Source organism: Shewanella sp. UCD-KL21 (genome assembly GCF_001957135.1).
In the GTDB taxonomy this organism is placed as follows: domain Bacteria; phylum Pseudomonadota; class Gammaproteobacteria; order Enterobacterales; family Shewanellaceae; genus Shewanella.
Map to the genome: position 1 here is coordinate 109,652 of NZ_MPHK01000004.1, position 18,472 is coordinate 128,123.

At 44.5% G+C, this 18,472-nt stretch carries 18 protein-coding genes; 10 read left to right on the forward strand and 8 right to left on the reverse strand.

Annotated features, from left to right (window positions below):
• Window positions 1-77 precede the first annotated feature (77 nt).
• Window positions 78-1,481, reverse strand: a complete 1,404-nt coding sequence (locus BM739_RS05345) for a tetratricopeptide repeat protein (protein ID WP_083698074.1) — start codon at window positions 1,479-1,481, stop codon at window positions 78-80.
• Between the two features lie 35 nt (window positions 1,482-1,516).
• On the reverse strand, window positions 1,517-2,260 hold the full coding sequence (locus BM739_RS05350; RefSeq protein ID WP_076538164.1) for a hypothetical protein: 744 nt from the start codon (window positions 2,258-2,260) through the stop codon (window positions 1,517-1,519).
• 181 nt (window positions 2,261-2,441) lie between these two features.
• Between BM739_RS05350 and BM739_RS05355 the strand changes: the two genes are divergently transcribed.
• The gene (locus BM739_RS05355; RefSeq protein WP_076538166.1) at window positions 2,442-2,981 is read left to right on the forward strand and encodes a DUF2780 domain-containing protein; all 540 of its coding nucleotides are present in this window, start codon (window positions 2,442-2,444) and stop codon (window positions 2,979-2,981) included.
• Between the two features lie 131 nt (window positions 2,982-3,112).
• Window positions 3,113-3,562 (forward strand): TerB family tellurite resistance protein, encoded by a 450-nt coding sequence (locus BM739_RS05360; protein ID WP_076538168.1) that lies wholly within the window; start codon window positions 3,113-3,115, stop codon window positions 3,560-3,562.
• Window positions 3,563-3,619: 57 nt separating this feature from the next.
• On the opposite strand, the gene yjeH is transcribed toward BM739_RS05360, so the two are convergent.
• A complete protein-coding gene (gene yjeH / locus BM739_RS05365) occupies window positions 3,620-4,879 on the reverse strand; it encodes an L-methionine/branched-chain amino acid transporter (RefSeq protein ID WP_076538170.1) in 1,260 nt (419 codons plus the stop codon).
• Between the two features lie 140 nt (window positions 4,880-5,019).
• Here yjeH and BM739_RS05370 point away from each other — a divergent pair, with 140 nt between their 5' ends.
• The 5 genes from BM739_RS05370 to menE all read left to right on the forward strand — a co-directional run bounded on the left by BM739_RS05370 (window position 5,020) and on the right by menE (window position 10,893).
• Window positions 5,020-5,454: an Lrp/AsnC family transcriptional regulator gene (locus BM739_RS05370; RefSeq protein ID WP_076538172.1), complete on the forward strand. Its 435-nt coding sequence runs from the start codon at window positions 5,020-5,022 to the stop codon at window positions 5,452-5,454.
• Between the two features lie 180 nt (window positions 5,455-5,634).
• The gene (menD, locus tag BM739_RS05375; protein ID WP_076538174.1) at window positions 5,635-7,362 is read left to right on the forward strand and encodes a 2-succinyl-5-enolpyruvyl-6-hydroxy-3-cyclohexene-1-carboxylic-acid synthase; all 1,728 of its coding nucleotides are present in this window, start codon (window positions 5,635-5,637) and stop codon (window positions 7,360-7,362) included.
• Window positions 7,362-8,132: a 2-succinyl-6-hydroxy-2,4-cyclohexadiene-1-carboxylate synthase gene (gene menH / locus BM739_RS05380; protein ID WP_076538176.1), complete on the forward strand. Its 771-nt coding sequence runs from the start codon at window positions 7,362-7,364 to the stop codon at window positions 8,130-8,132. The genes menD and menH overlap by 1 nt, the downstream gene beginning before the upstream one ends.
• Before the next feature lie 11 nt (window positions 8,133-8,143).
• A complete protein-coding gene (menC, locus tag BM739_RS05385; RefSeq protein WP_254843470.1) occupies window positions 8,144-9,322 on the forward strand; it encodes an o-succinylbenzoate synthase in 1,179 nt (392 codons plus the stop codon).
• Entirely contained in the window at window positions 9,322-10,893 is a 1,572-nt protein-coding gene (gene menE / locus BM739_RS05390; protein ID WP_083698075.1) for an o-succinylbenzoate--CoA ligase, read from the forward strand. The genes menC and menE overlap by 1 nt, the downstream gene beginning before the upstream one ends.
• A gap of 125 nt (window positions 10,894-11,018) precedes the next feature.
• On the opposite strand, the gene rpoH is transcribed toward menE, so the two are convergent.
• The 4 genes from rpoH to ftsY all read right to left on the reverse strand — a co-directional run bounded on the left by rpoH (window position 11,019) and on the right by ftsY (window position 15,664).
• Window positions 11,019-11,882 (reverse strand): RNA polymerase sigma factor RpoH, encoded by an 864-nt coding sequence (rpoH, locus tag BM739_RS05395; protein WP_076538178.1) that lies wholly within the window; start codon window positions 11,880-11,882, stop codon window positions 11,019-11,021.
• A 255-nt stretch (window positions 11,883-12,137) separates the two neighbouring features.
• Window positions 12,138-13,103 carry a permease-like cell division protein FtsX gene (gene ftsX / locus BM739_RS05400; RefSeq protein WP_076538180.1) on the reverse strand — a complete coding sequence of 322 codons (966 nt, stop codon included), beginning with the start codon at window positions 13,101-13,103 and terminating at the stop codon, window positions 12,138-12,140.
• Window positions 13,103-13,795 (reverse strand): cell division ATP-binding protein FtsE, encoded by a 693-nt coding sequence (gene ftsE / locus BM739_RS05405; RefSeq protein WP_076538182.1) that lies wholly within the window; start codon window positions 13,793-13,795, stop codon window positions 13,103-13,105. Before ftsE ends, ftsX begins: the two co-directional genes overlap by 1 nt.
• A gap of 6 nt (window positions 13,796-13,801) precedes the next feature.
• Window positions 13,802-15,664, reverse strand: a complete 1,863-nt coding sequence (gene ftsY, locus BM739_RS05410) for a signal recognition particle-docking protein FtsY (RefSeq protein WP_076538184.1) — start codon at window positions 15,662-15,664, stop codon at window positions 13,802-13,804.
• A 178-nt stretch (window positions 15,665-15,842) separates the two neighbouring features.
• On the opposite strand from ftsY, the gene rsmD reads away from it, so the two are divergent.
• Window positions 15,843-16,430 (forward strand): 16S rRNA (guanine(966)-N(2))-methyltransferase RsmD, encoded by a 588-nt coding sequence (rsmD, locus tag BM739_RS05415; protein WP_076538186.1) that lies wholly within the window; start codon window positions 15,843-15,845, stop codon window positions 16,428-16,430.
• A 37-nt stretch (window positions 16,431-16,467) separates the two neighbouring features.
• Window positions 16,468-16,749, forward strand: a complete 282-nt coding sequence (locus tag BM739_RS05420) for a DUF1145 domain-containing protein (protein ID WP_076538188.1) — start codon at window positions 16,468-16,470, stop codon at window positions 16,747-16,749.
• Window positions 16,750-16,845: 96 nt separating this feature from the next.
• Here the strand turns inward: BM739_RS05420 and BM739_RS05425 are convergent, their stop codons facing one another.
• Entirely contained in the window at window positions 16,846-17,409 is a 564-nt protein-coding gene (locus BM739_RS05425) for a NapC/NirT family cytochrome c (protein WP_076538190.1), read from the reverse strand.
• 508 nt (window positions 17,410-17,917) lie between these two features.
• Between BM739_RS05425 and BM739_RS05430 the strand changes: the two genes are divergently transcribed.
• Window positions 17,918-18,388 carry a hypothetical protein gene (locus BM739_RS05430; protein WP_076538192.1) on the forward strand — a complete coding sequence of 157 codons (471 nt, stop codon included), beginning with the start codon at window positions 17,918-17,920 and terminating at the stop codon, window positions 18,386-18,388.
• The last annotated feature ends 84 nt before the right edge of the window (window positions 18,389-18,472 follow it).

The following is an 18,472-nucleotide window of genomic DNA, read 5'->3' on the forward strand; positions in this document are numbered from 1 at the left end:
GCTTTAGCAACTAAAAACACCGCCAACGGGCGGTGTTTTTGTATCTGTGATGTATGGCTTAAGCTCTAGGCAAGTGCTTAGGCCAGAATATGCTGCGCATGTTGCAGTGACTTTAACTCTTCTTCACTGGGCTTAAGCCCAATCACATTATCAATTTGAATTTGCAGCGACTGCCAAATGGGCTCAATGATTTCAGCTTGTTGTTCATTCGCATGCTGTTTTGCCAGCTTTAATAAAGATGCCGACTCCACCACATCAATGCGGCCTAACATGCCATCGGCCAAGGCAACACTCAGCTCAATCATGGCGGGCACACTGCGGCCATAGTTAATCACATCACGCAAATAACGCTCGGCTAAACAGCCATCAGTCCCCAAACCTGCATCGTCATTTAACATGTGCTGCGCGCGGGCAAACATGGCATCAAGCTGACCTTGCTCAGCCGCTTCTGCCAGCCAATGCTCGCTGGTATTGGTATCAGCCTCACAGCCTTCGCCGTTATGGAGCATTAAGGCTAAATGGTATTGCGCATGAGGATAACCCGCCTGAGCGGCTTTACTAATCCACTCAAAGGCATCGGTTAACTGTTGCTGCTGATAATACAGCACCCCCAAATTCGACATCGCTTCTGCATTTTCGGCCACGGCGGCCTGTTCAAGCCAATTCGCGGCTAATGCCATATCCTGCTGAAACTGCTTAGAGCCCACTAAATAGAAAAAACCCAATAAGGCTTTAGCTTCAATGACGCCAGCTTTGGCGGCTTGCTCAATGGCTTGCTCGCCTTTTAGCGCGTCTTTATGACCGCTATAACCATGTAGTAGCGCCACACCATGCTCAAATAAACCTTGATGATGCGTCGTTGCCGCCAGCTCAAACCAGTAAGCCGCCTGTTTAAAGGTGCTGATTGACTGAGCCTGTTCAAGCTCAGGTTGCTGTAGTGATTGCTCCTGCTCTTGCTGCATTAATGCTTTTGACTTAAGCGACATCCCCACCAGATATTGCGCTTGGGGATCATTATGCATGACTGCTTGATAACACAGCTCTCGCCCAGCAAAAGAGTCAAAGGCTTCAAACTTATATGCTGGCGCAGCTTTTTGGTGGACTTTCGGGTATAGCAGCTCAATTAATCCCAAGCTGTTTTTAATGGTCTTTTCAGCAAGCGTGACCAATTGCTCTTGGGTTAGATGGTATTTCTCAGGATGAGCACCACGATTACCGTCACTGCGAAGTTTATGCAGCGCACGCGTTGTAGGCACATCAATCAAACGCATGCGATTTAACTGCTCGATGCGATCATATAAATTGGGGCTATTGAATTTTAGCGACTGCTTAGCCGCGATTAACGCGGTAACTTGATGGGTAAAACTTCTGACAAACACCAAAGCCTGAGTGGGAATATCTCGCACATAGCTTTTGGCTTTGGTGTAATCTTCAACAATGTCAGGAGAGAAGCTGCCTATCAGCTCAATATCATTTAACACTTCGGGCAACTCCTCAAGGCTATCAACTCACTTAATTAGATTTCTGTGTGATCGCTGTTGCTATCATCTTCGCTAACATCAGTGCTGCGATTAACCATATACAATCTGAACAAAGCCACGTTTACAAACAAGCCTAAGAATGCGAATACAGTGTCGATGATCACCTGTAGCGGAAAGCCGCCAAATTCAGCTAGAGATAATACCGTGCCGCCCACTAATGACAGAGGAATATACATCATCAAAATAGCCATTGTTTTCAGCACAATAGGAGATGAAAACTTAAAGCTATTCTTAATGGCTTCGAGTGGCGTTAAGCGCTCTACAATCACCATAAAGTTTACGTAAGCTAAACGGGCAAATAAATAGAAGCTGATGGCCAAACCGACAACCCAAAACGGCCCAAACACAGCAAACAGCATTACCGGTGCTAAAATAGCTAAACCAGAGAATACACCGGCTAATAATAGCGGCGGCACGAAAGTGAAGCTGTTTTTCAATATCATCCCAGGGGTCACTTCATGACCACGAGAGCGCACTTCTAGGTACAAGGTTAGCGCCGAAATCAACAGTGAAAAAATCAGCAGTAACGCCATCATTGCAGCACCATGCATTGCACCAAATTGTGGTACTTCTACTTCTGCTTGGGCTGCCAGCTCACTGCCCAACCATAATTGGATTACGACTTGGAGTAGCAGCAAAGGCACTGTTAATGATGCTAATTGAACAATGTGGTTACGAAAGAAATTATATGCTTCAGTCAAAATTGCAGACAATGACATGGGGGTTCCAATAATCAAAAAAAGATAAATATACTGCTAAGGATACCGAAAAAAGCAGTTTTTTGCACAATTGATATAGCCATTAGACTGAAGTTCCTTAAATCAATTGTCACAAAATTGTGAATAACGCTACAATGATCACTAAATAATCCAATTTTTAATTAAGCACAGGACGGCCACAATGAAAATAACTCCCGCAGTAAGCCTTTTATTAACTGCATTTGCAGTCACCACGCCCGCACAAGCTGGATGGTTAGATAATATTTTTGGTAGTGAAGAAGAAAAAGTTGAAACCGTCGCCGCGACTGAAGCGGTTGCTGATGCACAATCAACTGATTTGGTTGGTAATGTGATGTCACAGCTTGGTTTGAACCAGCAGCAAGCTGAAGGTGGTTTAGGGGCATTGTTAAGCTTAGCGCAATCTAACTTGGGCGATTCAGACTTTAGCCAAATTTCAGATAGCATTCCCGGTACTGATGCGCTTATGGCAGCGGTTCCAGCACTGTCATCAGACTCAGGCATGACAGGGTTATTGTCTCAAGCTGGCGATATTGGTAAGTCACTTGAAGGCGCGAGCATGGTCTATGACACCTTTGAAGCGCTTGGGATTAAAAAAGAATACGTGGCGCCTATGGTCGATATTGCCAAATCTTATTTAGAAACCAACGGCTCTGAAGGCACAGTTGATATGCTGATGAAGGGCCTTGGCTCAATCATGTAGCATTTGCGCTATCTAATGGATTAATTTTAATTAATGCCGAGCCATTCGCTCGGCATTATTGTCTCTGTTAAGCTAAAGTCATCACATAGGCTGAAACAGCTGCATACCTCGTTTTGTTTATTGGAGGCAATATGATTGCTAAATTAAAACAGTTCTTACAATCCCATACCCAAGCGACTACCCCAGAAGATCAAGCTCGTCAGCTTAATCTCGCTGCTGCCAGTTTATTACTTGAAGTCATGTACGCAGATGAAACCCTTGATGAACAAGAGGTGGCCATGTTGCCAGCGATGCTCACTAAAAATCTCGGTTTGAGCCTACAAGCCGCTGATGAGCTCATCGCTGAAGCCAAATTGATTCAAGGCAATGCCACCTCACTGTACGAGTTTACCGCTGAAATAAACGCCCAATGCTCCATCGCCCAAAAACAAAAGCTGTTACTGGGGATGTGGAAGCTAGCCTACTCCGACGGCAAACTGTGCCGCAATGAAGATCAAATCATTCGCCGCACTGCCGATTTACTGCATTTAAAGCACAGTGAAGTGATTCAAATGCGCAATATCGCCATGGAGCAACGCTAAACACTCTTTAAGAGCGTAACTTGCATTGAAGCCGCCTAAAAAGTTAATCGTTTATAACTAATCACTTATTAGCGCCTTACGAGTTAAATGATTTTTTTGCCAGTAGATAAAAGGCGCGACACTTAGCACTAGGATGCACGAATACCACATATTTTCGGCAAGTGCGTAGCCCACACCAATACAAAAGACACAACCCGCCACCACCAAAGGTAAGTAAGCTTTACTGAGTAATTTTGCCGCTGACAACATGGTGAGCAAATAGATAATGACGAACACGCCATTGCTCCAGGCGATCAGATCTTCCAGCTTCTGCTCCGTGATAAATGTCAGTACAATCACCATCACCATGGTGACTAAAATGGTCACTAATGCCCGTAAAGGTACGCCGTGGGCATTTAGCTTTTCAAAATACTTAGGCAATATTCCTTGCTGACTAAAACTCCAAAGTAGCCGCGCTGCACTAGCGCAATATATATTCACTGTCGCCAAGCCACTGGCTATGCCCAACACACCGATAACTTGCACGCCAAAGCCGCTCAATAGCTGATTAAAAGCATGCACCATGGCAAGGCCCCCTGCTTCAGCTGGCACCATTAATAACAGCAAGGTACATACCAAATAAATAATCCCCACCAGCACAGTACCTAACATCATTGCAGGTAACATATCTTTTTTCGGGTCGCGAAAATTATTGGCTAAATGAGTCATGGCTTCTATGCCTAAAAAGCTCCAAAAACCAATGCCCATAGCTAACATCACGCTCGCTGCTTCTGGTTTAGCAACTTCGGTTAGCGAGGTTAACTGCCCAAGGTTGGCGCCGCTGCTGCCAAATAGCACAGTCACTACCGCCACAATGGCCAGTGTTAGCCCAAACTGTAATTTGGCAGACACTTGAATGCCGCGATAATTAAGCAGTAATAACACTGCAACAATGGCGATTTCGGCGGCCAATTGCCCCCAACCTGTAATAGCAACCAGCGCATCCATAAATTGAAAGGTCATTAAAATGGCTGCGGGGGCGCCAATGGGGATCACCAATAAAAAAATCAGCCCTATGGTGCGCCCTGCTGTGATACCAAAAGCTTTTTCAATAAAATATGCCGGCCCTGCAGCATGGGGAAAGCGACTTGCCAGCAAGCCAAATACCACTGCCACCGGCAATATGGCGACAGTGAGTATAATCCACGCCAGTAAAGCGCCACTCCCAGCTACCTCAATGGTCATCTGTGGCAAAATAAATACCCCAGTGCCCAGCAAAGTGGTGGCCATCAGTCCTGCGCCTTGCCAGCGCCCTATGCTTGCTGTAATTTGATTCATTGTCTGTACCTATCGTGATATTTAGCAAGAGTATAAGCTGATAGCGCTTGTCAAACTGCAGCTTATCACCTGCAAGATCACCGAACAAACCGACAAAATGACGGCATTTAGCTCAACAACCAACATAATGAGGGTTAGCCTTGGACAAGTTCGATCAATTAATCATTAACGCGCTCCGCCTTAATGCCCGCCAAAGCATTTCAAATATTGCTGAGCAAGTGAGTTTATCTCGCAGCGCAGTCACTGAGCGCATTAAAAAGTTAGAACAAACCGGGGTGATCCGTGGCTATCAAGTGCTGTTGAGCGAATCGCAAAAAGAAGGCGTTTCAGCGTATTTCGAAATCCAGCATGAACGGGCAAATTGCGCTGATGTAGTCCATGTATTTCACGCGATCCCTGAAGTGCTCACTTGCCAAGGCATTACCGGCGAAATGGATTTATTGGTATATGTGAATGCCCCATCAATGAAACGCTTACATCAAATTCGTGAATACATTGATGCCCAAGCCGATATCGTTAAAATCAAAACCCACGTCGTAATGAGTGAATGGATTAATAACCAGCCCAGTAATTAGGCTATTGGGTTAAGTCAAAGTCGCTAGCTTCAATTGTCGCAATTTATCTGCTCACCCTTTACTGGCGCTATTTTTAACTTATCAAGCTAGCTTTTTATAATTTTCCAACCGAAATCTTAGATATAGCAGCTTGATAGCGTTACACTTCTTAGTAACTGGTTTTCTATTAGGTTTCTCAACATGCAATCACAGCCGACATCTGACATCAATTTACTTTGGGGCGCACTCATTTTAGAAGAGTTAGCCAGACTGGGTGTTAAACATGTTTGTATGGCGCCAGGCTCTCGCTCAACCCCATTAACCTTAGCTGCAGCGGCGCAGTCAAGCTTGCAATCTCACCTTCATTTTGACGAACGTGGGCTAGGTTTTATGGCGCTGGGCTTAGCCAAAGCCAGTCACAGCCCGGTAGCGATTATCACCACTTCTGGCACTGCGGTGGCAAATCTGTATCCCGCCATTATTGAAGCTTGGTTAACTCAAGTGCCGCTGATTATTTTAACTGGCGACAGGCCGCCTGAGCTCATTGGCTGCGGCGCTAACCAAGCCATTAACCAGCCCGCCATTTTTGCTGATTACGCTAAGCAAGTGAATTTACCAACCCCAGATCTTGCCATTAGCCCTAATACCTTGCTCACCACCATTGATGAAGCAGTGGCAAATTTAACCCAGCCGGTTCATGTAAATTGCATGTACCGAGAGCCTTTGTATCCCACAGAGCTTCAAAGCCTAGGGCAATTAGCCCAATCAATGACTGATTATGTGACGCCAATTACGCCATGGTTAAACCACTCTCACCCTTACACGGATTACGGCCTGTTAGCTCAAACCAATCTGCCTAGCCAAGACACCATGATGCGTTTTGCTCACGGTAAAGGGATCATTGTGGCGGGAACCTTACCCCCCCAAGAAAACCCCAAGCAAATTATTGAATTAGCGCAAAAACTGGGTTGGCCAATCGTCGCCGATGCGCAATCACAATTAAGACAGCACCCCAGTGTTATTGGCCATATCGATCAACTGCTGTTAAATCCTAAAGCCAGTAAATTTATTGAACAAGCTGACCGCATTTTGGTGTTTGGTGGCCGCTTTATCTCTAAGCGCTTAATCAGCTTTATTACTCATCATCAATGGCATAGCTATTGGCAGGTATTAGCAAACCAGCAACGACTGGATCCAAACCATCAATCAAAACGAATTTGGCAAGCCAGTATCACTGCCATGTGCAATAACAATTGGCCTCGTTCCTCTGCAGCTAATTGGGCATTAAGCTTAATTGAGCACAATCAAAACATTGAAGCATTACTGACGCAGCATATTGATCAAAGTAGTTTTGGTGAGCCGCAAGTGGTTCGTCAAATCGCACAGCAGCAAAGCGCTTTACATCAATGGTTTATTGGTAATAGCTTGCCAATTCGCTTATACGATATGTATGCACCAATCATTTGCGACCTACCCGATATTTATACTAACCGCGGCGCATCGGGTATTGACGGCTTAATCGCTACCGCAACTGGGGTGGCATTAGCCAACAATCAGCCCACCACCTTGCTTATTGGGGATATTTCCAGTTTGCACGACTTAAACTCACTGGCGATGACCAAACAGGTTAACAGCCCGTTTGTGATTGTGATTTTAAACAATGACGGCGGTAATATCTTTAACTTATTGCCGGTACCCAATGACGCCGTTCGAGAGCAATATTACCGCTTAAGCCATGGCTTAGAATTTGGCTACGCAGCAGCCATGTTTGATCTACCCTATAATCAAGTGGATAGTTTATCGAGTTTTAATGAAGCCTACGCCGATGCGATGGAATATGCAGGCACCTCAGTCATTGAAGTGAATGTCAGCCCAACTCAGGCCAGCGATCAAATTAAACTCATCGGACAATGGGTGAGGCAGCACTAATGCCAATCATTAATCGTTTTGGAGACACCAAGTTACCAGCACTGGTGTTATTGCATGGTTTTTTGGGCTCAAAAGAAGACTGGCAAGCAAGCTTACAGATTTTAAGTCAGCACTTTCACTGTATCTGTATCGACTTACCTGGCCATGGAGACAATCAGCTAGAATTGCCAACCCCTGGCTTTGAAGCGGCGGCGCAGTCTATTGCCGATAAAGTCATTCAGCTCGGTTATCGCCAGTTTCATTTGTTAGGCTATTCATTAGGTGGCCGTATTGCGCTGCACATTGCCAAACTTTACCCCAAAGCAGTATTAAGTTTAATGCTGGAGTCAGCGCACTTAGGCTTAACCAGCAGCCGCGACAAACAAGCACGCCTCAAGCACGACCAAAAGTGGGCCGACAAGCTCGCCGTCGAGCCTATTAGAGACTTTCTCGAGCAATGGTATCAACAGCCGGTGTTTGCTAATTTAACCTCAGATGCAAGAAAAAACCTCATTGCGATTCGCAGTAAAAATAATCCCCAAGCACTGCTGCACTGCTTTACAAGCACCTCGCTAGGGTTACAACAAAATGGCGAAAAAGTGCTGAAGCAATTACACTGCCCCGCCTACTTATTAGTGGGAGAACAAGACAGTAAGTTCTGCCAACTTGCCCAGCAGTGGCAGCAAAAACTGCAACTTAACACAGTCACCATTGCTCATTGCGGTCACAATATCCATAAAGCGCAACCTAAGATGTTTGCAGCTAGGATCATCCAACTTTTAACCCCTTAAGGACATCATTCATGGCAACCGCTAACAGTCATAATAATCAGGTTTTAATGAATGCCCCACGTATTAGTCAGCTTGAGTTATACCGTTATAAAATCGATTTAGCACCCCACTTACCGGTTGCTAAACAACGCATTAATGTCCGCCACGGCTTAGTCATTGCAGCAAGTTTAACTAGCGGCCAGCAAGGCGTTGTTGAAATAGCGCCACTGTCAGGCACTGACATTGAAGGCGCGGCGCTCAGCGGTTTTAGTCATGAATCCCTTGATGCAGTTATCGAACAACTCAGCCGCTTACTGCCGCGCTTAATAGGCCAGAGTGTCGCTCAAATTAATGACCTTTTAGCAGCAACTCAGCTTTATCCATCCGCGGCTTTTGGCTTAAGTTTATTAACTCTTAAGCTTAATGGCGGGTTTGATCATCCTCAATATGACTATGCCCAAGCAATGCAAAGTAAAATTGGCCTTTTCTATTATCAACCAGACTCAGATCTGAATAAGTTACGAGCAAAACTGGCCCAATTAGATAAACGCAGCTACTCAGTTAAAGTAAAAGTCGCCCAAGCCAGTATCGAGCAGGAAATAAAATATATTCATCAGATACTTGAGCTTAATCCAAAGCTTAAACTTCGCTTAGATGCCAACCAAGGTTTTAGTGTTGAGCAGGCCATTGAGTTTCTTGCCTGTTTGCCAAAAGCGGCCATTGAATATATTGAAGAGCCCTGTAAAACCCCAGCAGAAAGCCAACTTGTTTACCAAGCCCTTAAAATTCCTTTTGCTTTGGATGAAAGCTTAAACGACAGCAAGTATCAATTTGACATGCTTGAAGGTCTAACAGCGCTGGTGATTAAACCCACCATCATTGGCAGTATTAATACATTATCAGGCTTAATAACCAAGGCCAATAGCCATGGCGTGCGCTGCATTTTAAGCTCAAGTTTAGAGGCAAATCTTGGAATTAATGACTTGGCGAAATTAAGCCATATGCTGACTCCAGATGAAACCCCAGGACTCGATACCCTAACCAGCTTTAGTGAGCCGCTTATTGATGAGCAAGGGCAACTGAATAAAGCAGTTTGTGTGCTACTGCAACGCGAAACGATTTCTGAGGCGATGCTCAATCAAGACACTGACCTCGCCCAAACTGCAGCCGTCAATCAAGCATCGGCCCTTGCTGCTGATAGCGAGCATTAATGATGAGTAACATGATATCGCCGCTGCACCAAACTGCTATTGATCACCCAAATGCTGTGGCTATTATCGTGCCAAATAGCGTGGCTGAGCGCGCAGCCAATAGCAATACCAGCGCCAGTGCAGCAACTGCGAGTAACGATACCCAAACCGCCATTAGCTATGCTCAGTTAAGTCAGCTGGTATTAGCCTTAGCGCAGCAACTTAGCCGCCAAGGGGTTGCTAAACATCATCGACTGGCCTGCATTAGCCGCAATAATCTGGAAATGATTTGCCTGTATTGGGCCTGTATAGATTTAGGGGCGTTATTTTTTCCAATATCCCCTCGTTTTCCTGCGGCGCAAATAGCTCAACTATGCCTGCGTTTTAACATCAATTACTATTGGTCAGAGGCTGATTTAGCACCGCAATTAGCCTCAGTATTAGCCACATCGGCACAGCCGCAAGCTATCACAACTGAGGTGACATTTAAGCTTAACCTAAACGCCAGTAAGCCACTCAGGCCCTGCGCTATCGACGCTAGCCAGCCAGTGAATGTGATTCTGACCTCTGGCTCAAGTGGCACCCCCAAAGGAGTGGTTCATAGCCTTAACAACCATATTGCTAGCGCCAAAGGTTCTGCTGCAAATATTAACCTAGATAAAGGGGGTAGCTGGTTATTATCCTTGCCGCTATTTCATATTGGCGGCCTCGCCATTGTTAATCGCTGCGCCATCGCCGCTGCCACCATAGTGCTCAGTACCGAGCAGCCTCTTGTTAAGCAATTAGCCCAAACGCCATTAAGCCACTTGTCGTTAGTATCAGCCCAGCTAAGCCAGATTTTAGACAGTGATGCGACAGTATTAAAACATGTAAAAGCCTTATTGCTCGGTGGCGGCGCGATTGATGCGCAACTGGTAAAACAGCTTGCTAAGTTACACATCAGCGCTTTTTGCAGTTACGGCATGTCAGAGATGAGCTCACAAATCACCACCGCAGCCATTAATAGCGCTAATCATTTAGGTACAACGCTGCCGCAGCGGCAATTAAAGCTCGTTGATGGGGTAATTTGGGTTAAAGGCCCATGTTTATTTTTAGGCTATTTACAAACGAGCCCAGATAGCAGCTTAAACGCTTTACAGCAGCAAGCTGAGCCCATACTTGAGCGCCCCGTTGATAAGGACGGTTGGTTTTGCAGCAATGACCAAGGTCAGTTTGATGACCAAGGTCAGTTACATTTGCTGGGCCGCGTCGACAATATGTTTATCTGCGGCGGCGAAAATATTCACCCAGAAGAAATTGAAGCCGCCTTAAGGGCCCACCCTGATATTGCTCAGGCCATTGTGTTTGGCCAATATGATGCTAAATTTAGCTTGTTACCAGCAGCGATTATTCAATTTAAAGCTCCCCAAACTCAGCTGACAGCCGAGGTTATTAGCAGCATTGAAGCGCTGCTATTAAAACTTATCGCCCGCTTTAAGCGCCCACGTCACTATTACCCTTGGCCTGATAACATTGAGTCAGCCAGTTTAAAAATACCGCGCAAGCAGATCATTGCAGCGGTTAAGAGCCAATATAACCTCGACTCACTTTAGGCTTTGTTATCAAGGCTTTCAGCCAATAACAGCTTTAGTTGAAAGCTAATTTTCAGCCACAAAAAAACCTGCCGTAGCAGGTTTTAGTTTTTAGCGAGATTGAACTGGATCAATCTGAGGCTAAGTTAGATTTCCATACAAGATTTAAGCTTGGTCATGGCATTCTTTTCAAGCTGTCTAATGCGCTCTGCAGACACTTGGTAAGTAGCGGCTAATTCTTGTAGTGTTGTCTTGTCGTCGTCTAACCAACGCGCTCTTAAAATATGTTGGCTACGTTCATCAAGGGTTTTAATTGCCGAGAATAAACGCGCTTGAGAGTCTGACTCCCAATTTTGATTTTCAACTTCAAGTGCAACATCGGAAGAGTGATCTTCTAAATAATGAACAGGGGCAAAATCAACGCTGCTGTCATCATCATTGTCGCTGGCTAAATCAAATGCAGGATCTTGAGCCGCCATGCGCGACTCCATCTCGGTGACGTCTTTTTTAGACACCCCAAGGTTTTCGGCAACCATGCCGACTTCTTCATCACTAAACCAGCCTAAACGCTTTTTGGTTTTACGAATGTTGAAGAATAATTTACGTTGCGCTTTGGTGGTGGCAACTTTCACGATACGCCAGTTTTTAAGCACGTACTCATGAATTTCAGCTTTAATCCAATGCACAGCAAAAGACACCAAACGCACACCAACACCGGGATCAAAACGTTTTACCGCTTTCATCAAACCAATGTTGCCTTCTTGAATAAGATCCGCCTGTGGCAAACCATATCCTGAATAACCTTTCGCCACATGCACCACAAAGCGCAGGTGCGACATAATCAGTTTTTTTGCCGCTTGTAGATCGCCAGTTTCTTGCAAACGCTTGGCTAACTCATGCTCTTCTTCGGCCCCAAGCATTTCGATGCCTGTGACTGACTGCATATAAGCTTCTAAGCTGCTACTACCTCTAGGGACAGTAAGTGACATAGATTGCGATTGAAAGGCCATTGGCGCTCCTACATTAACAACATTAAAACGGTCTATTGCTCATTATAGCGCTAGCTGGCGGCAATAGATTGTGAACTATCTATGATATAGCGACATATGTCAACATAGCGACTAGATTAGTTGGTGCACATTTTTTGTGCTAATTGATACTCGACTGAAAACACATCGATTACAAGTTAATAAAAATTCATCAAAGTTCATCAAAGTTCATCAAAGCCGCGATCAACTAAGCTATTAAATGATACCAACCAAGTCCTAAGAAGGTTCAATGGCACGTAAATGCTGCCTTACCGATAAGTATGAACCTAGCCAGCCTAAAAATGAAGCTAACAGCACTAACTTAATCAGCTCAGAGAAACTCAAGGCTTGAATTTGCAACTGACTACCATAAAGGCCTAACAACTCAGCTAAAGCAGAATCAAGATACCAGACTAATAAATTGATAATAACCCAAGCTAACACGCCGCCAATCACCCCATACCAAATACCGGTATAAAGAAACGGCCGTTGAATAAAAGACTCTGTGGCGCCGACCAGTTTCATGACTTCAATTTCAGTACGGCGATTCATAATGGCTAAGCGAATAGTATTACCAATCACTAACACCACTGCTAATACCAGTAACGCAGCAATGGCCAGTACCGTGCGCTCAATTAACCTGACCATGGCTTGCAGGCGCTCAAGCCATTCAATATCTAAACGGCCAAAGCTCACTTCAGGCTCACGCTCAAGCTTTACTAATAGTTGTCTTGCCCCTTCAGGGCTCGAGTGACGCGCCAAAGGTGTGACCACCACCACGGCTGGCAACGGGTTAGTATCAAGGTAAGATAATGCTTCGCCAAAGCCTGATAAGCGCTGAAACTCTTCTAGCGCTTGCTCGCGGTTAATATAGTCCACCGCATCAACTTCAGCGTATACATTAATACGGCGAATTAAATTTTGAATCGATTGCTCGCTGCGGCCTTCGTTAATAAATAGCGATATTTCGGCAGCGTTATTCCATGACTGGGTGATGTTCTCGGCATTTTTAACCAGTACTTGCAAGGCTGCAGGTAAGCTTAAGCTCACCCCAAGTACCGCCATGGTCATCACAGAAGACACCGGGTTGCGCCATAGCTCGCCCACACTCGCCATTGCTTGCTGAATGTGGCGCACAAAAAACATCACTACTCGACCCGTAAAAGGCAGCTTACTGGCGGTAATTTTAACTTTTCTGGTCATTATACTTGCCCTTCTGTGGTCGCAGAATAGAGCTCGTCATTACCAAGCATTTTGCCCTGACGCAGGGTTAAGGTGCGGTATTTCATCCGGGCAATCAAGCCTAAGTCATGGGTGGCGATCAGCACGCTAGTGCCAGAATCATGGAAGGTTTCGAATAACCTTAATATATCCATCGATAACTTAGGATCTAAGTTACCTGTGGGTTCATCGGCCAGTAATAAAGGCGGTTTGTTGACAATGGCGCGGGCGATACCAACACGTTGTTGCTCACCGCCAGATAGCATGATGGGCAAATGACGCTCTTTGCCATACAGCCCCACCATGTCCAGTGCGCCAGCAACCCTTTTGCGGATCTCGCCGTGGGAGAAGCCTTCAATCACTAATGGCAGCGCAATATTATCAAATACACTTTTATCCATTAATAAGTGGTGGTTTTGAAAAATCATGCCGATATTGCGACGTAAATACGGCACATGTTTTTTGCCTAATTTGGCAATATCATGACCATTAATCGACACTTTACCGGCACTGGCTCGCTCAATCACAGTGATCAATTTGAGCAAGGTACTTTTACCTGCGCCAGAATGTCCGGTTAAAAAGGCCATTTCCCCTTGTTGGAGGTGAAAATTAACTTCTGAGAGTGCTTTTTGGCCACCCGGATAAATCTTACTGACTTGCTCAAACTGGATCATAAATGACTATTCTGCCTTTTCCTGACTAAATAATGCTTCGATGAAATCGCTGGAATTAAAAGTACGTAAGTCATCAATTTGCTCACCAACACCTATGTGTCGGATCGGAATATTAAACTTATCCGCAATGGCGAAAATAACCCCACCTTTTGCAGTACCATCTAATTTACTTATGGTGATCCCCGTTACCCCAACGGCTTCTTGGAATAACTGCGCTTGGCTAATGGCATTTTGCCCAGTACTTGCGTCTAACGTTAACATCACCTCGTGAGGCGCATTAGGGTCTAATTTTTTCATGACGCGAACAACTTTTTTCAGCTCTTCCATCAAATGACTCTTATTTTGTAAACGCCCTGCGGTATCGGCAATCAGTACGTCAACATTACGCGCTTTGGCAGCTTGTAATGCATCAAATAATACCGAGGCACTGTCTGCGCCGGTATGCTGGGCAATCACTGGGATATCATTACGTTGTCCCCAAACCTGTAATTGCTCAACCGCTGCTGCACGGAAGGTATCACCAGCCGCTAACATGACAGATTTGCCTTGTTTTTGATACTGTTTTGCTAATTTACCAATGGTGGTAGTTTTACCCACGCCATTTACACCGACCATTAAAATAACAAATGGGCCGTCTGCATTTTCAGGCACTAAAGGGACTGCCACAGGGTCGAGAATGGTTTGTAATTCGTCACGTAATAAATCATACAGCGCTTCGGCATCTTTAAGTTGCTTACGTGATGCTTGCGAGGTCAAATTATCAATCAGGCGAGTGGTGGTTTCGACGCCCACATCGGCAATCAATAATTGCTCTTCGAGTTCTTCGAATAAGTCATCGTCAATTTTCTTACCGCGAAAGATCCCCATAAAACCGCTACCAATATTTTCACTGGTTCGCAGTAATCCACGCTTTAAGCGGGCAAATAAGCCCTCTTTTACTGGTTTAGCCTGAGGCTCATCCACTTGCTGTTGCAGTTCTTCAACCTCTGCGGCTTCAGCTTCTGCTGCTAATAGAGCTTGTTCTTCATCAGCAAGACGTTGCTGCTCTGCTGCTCGTTCAGCTTCTAGTGCAATACGCGCCGCTTCGGCTTCTTCTGCCAATCGAGCTTGCTCTTCATCTGCCAGACGTTGCTGCTCTGCTGCACGTTCAGCTTCTAGTGCAATACGCGCCGCTTCAGCTTCTGCTGCTAATCGAGCTTGCTCTTGTTCAACAAGACGTTGCTGCTCTGCTGCGCGTTCAGCTGCTCGTTCAGCTTCTAGCGCAACACGCGCCGCTTCAGCTTCTGCTGCCAATCGAGCTTGTTCTTCATCTGCCAGACGTTGCTGCTCTGCTGCACGTTCAGCTTCTGCTGCCAATCGAGCTTGTTCTTCTGCCTCTGCAAGGCTTTGCTCTTGTGCTAACCTTTGTTCTGCAGCTTCTACACGTTGCAGCTCTGCTACACGTTCAGCTTCTGTTGCAATACGCGCCTCTTCTGCTTCGACAAGGCGTTGCTCTTCAGCTAATTTCTGCTGTTCAACCGCTAAACGGTGTTGCTCGGCTTCACGTTCTGCTTTAGCAGCAAGATGTGCTTCTTCGGCTTCTGCTAGGCTTCTTTCTTCAATTAAACGCTGTTGCTCAGCGACATGTTCAGCTTCTGCTGCAATACGTGCTTCTTCCGCTGCAGCAAGACGTAACTCTTCAGCCATACGTTCAGCTTCTGCGGCGCGTTCTTGTTCAGCTAATCGCTCCGCTTCTTCAGCAGCAATGGCCTGTTCTTTTGCCAAAGCCTCTGCAGCTTGCTCTTCTGCGATACGTTGCTCTTGTGCAACACGCTCTTGCTCTTTGGTTTTGTCTTTACGAAACCACGAAAAAAAACCTTTCTTTGCCATGTCTACTACCAATGCTAAATGAGCGATAAAATTCGGAGAAGTTATCTCGAGTCATCAATACTAAACTTGTTAAAAGGATTCCTCACCTTTAAACGGCAGTTTGGTATAAAATATCGAGTATTCTAATTGGTTGCATAGTCTACCACTTTCTTTGTTCAGGCAAAATCACGAGGGCAAAATGTCCAAAAATAAGTCCGCAAGCGGCCAAGTCAGGATCATTTCAGGGCAATGGCGTTCACGAAAGCTACCTATTCATGATTTAGAAGGGTTACGACCAACCACTGATCGCGTCCGTGAAACCTTGTTTAATTGGCTTGCTAGCGATATCAGAGGTGCAAGGGTATTAGATTGCTTTGCTGGTAGTGGCGCCCTAAGTCTTGAAGCGTTATCACGTTACGCCAGCTATGCACGTATTTGCGAACTGCAGAGCAATGCCGCCAAACAGTTAAAGCAAAACTTACAAACCTTAAAATGTGACAATGCCGATGTCATCAGTGGCGATAGTTTGGCATTACTAAAACAAGGTCTGAATGACGATAAAGGCTTTGATATTGTGTTTGTCGACCCACCATTTCGTAAAGGACTGGCCAATACCACTATGGCGTTATTAGCTGAGCATAACTGGTTAAATGAGAATGCATTAATTTATCTAGAAACTGAATCGGATTTAACCCAGATAGCGATCCCAAACCATTGGGTTGAGCTCAAGCAAAAAAATGCCGGTCAGGTGACTTATCGCTTATTTCAATATCAGCTTGATGAATAACATCATCGTACAAGCAGCAAATCTTTAGAGGAAGCCCATGAAATTTTTTATTATCAGTGGTAAAAGTTTAACTTTAATCATGTGGTTAGTGATGTTTTATAACGTATTTATGCCGTTTGAAGGCCAAGTCAGCATAGTGTTGAATATCTTATTGTTTATCACAATAATAATGCACTTCTTTCAACTACTTATTTTTCATACCATGTTTAGCAGCTTACTTAAGTTATCTTTAGTTGATTACCTTAAGGTGTACTTTTTTGGGGTTTTCGGTTTACTTGAGTACCGACAACAAGTACTAGAACTTGATAAAGCTGAATAATAGTTAGATGTCATTGAAACACAGCCATAAAAAAACCTCGCGATTGCGAGGTTTTTTTACTTAATCAGGTCATCACTCCTGATTATGAATCGTCACTTACTTTTTAGGGTAAGGGTGAGCAACACCTTTATGACAATCTACACAAGTCTTTCTCTTGTCGCCTTCTTGCTTAGCGTTACGCTCATGCATTCTTACAGCCATTTTCTTCATAGTCTCTGGCTGGTTTTCATAGATGCGCGTGTGACAATGTTGACAGTTAGCAGAGTCATTAGCTTGGAAATACTTAAGTGCGATATCCGCTTGCTCTTTACGGTTCTCATCTAACCAAGCTTGCGTGTTGAAACCATCAATGGTTACGAAACCGTATAAATCTTTAGATACGATAATCTTTTTAACCAAGTAGTCCACAGGACCGTGTGGAAGGTGACAATCTTGACATTGCACAGTCACACCAGCGCGACCGCCGCCATGTGCTGAAGCTAGTACTTCATCTTTCAATGAGTGATTGCTATGACAACTCATACAGAATTCATCTGAACTTGTTGCATGTAAAGTTTGTTGAGTGGCGAAATAGCCCACTACACCCAAAACAACACCCACTACAATCAGTGCGATAATTGAATATTTTGCGCTCGGTTTAAATAGTGCACGCCAGTTCATCGGACATCTCCAGTTAACAGTTTTATAATTTATAATTTTTAAACTCTAAAATATAAATTTTAAGTTCTAAAAATAGTAAATCTATTCTAGGTTGTTTTGCCCATAAAAAAACGAATTAAGAACATGTTTTAATTAATAAGTTACCAATATATGCTCAAAATGAGATCAAGATCTAAGTATTGAGCCTTAATGATAATTAATTTAACTCATTTAAACTTAATACAGTTATAGCAATATCGCAAAATGGTCTTCACAAAAATGACAATCAACCTACCTTTGCAATATACTGTAAAAAACTCAGGTCTATTGTGCTATAGCCTCATTATAGCCTCCGCCACTAGTTAGTTTGAGCGAGGATAAATATTCTGAAGCAGTTTATTGCTGCAGATATTGTTGCGGGTTATATTAAGCCAGAGTACCAGCGACTGAATTTGGCTTTGATTGTTGATTTATCACTAGATTATTGCGCTATTTAATTCTTCTTGATCGCTACACACTTTGGAAAAGCATGAGCACTAAGTTAACGCACCAATTAATCGTTTTTATCACCCTCTTTGCCATCTTAGGCCAAGGGTTGATAACTAATGGTTACGCTATGGTCGCTAACCCTCTCGTGCACTCACCAGCCGAGATGTTAATGTCTAACGACAACACATCCCAAACCAATCTTAAGCAATCCAAGAGTACCGAGAAGCCTAATTGTCATTCATCTATGACAGAACAAGCGCCGCAGAAAACGACTCATTGTTGTGACGATAGTTCGATGCTGCAATCGAAAAAAGCTGATCAAAGCTGTTGTGACAGCCAAAATGGCTGCGCTATCGATTGTGGTCACTGCATCACTATCTCGATGACAGGGCATTTGCTCACATTTGATATCCTTCTCGCCAAAGCAGTCAACAGCAAGGCTGATGCCACTGCAGTGCCACATTTTTTCTTCCATAAACCCCTGCCAGCATTTCGACCTCCAATTAGCTAAATCACTAACAAAAATATTTTCAGCCTAGCACTGTCCTCTTTGCCATAGCTGAATACCTTTACTTGCTAGTATTTCCAGTTTTTA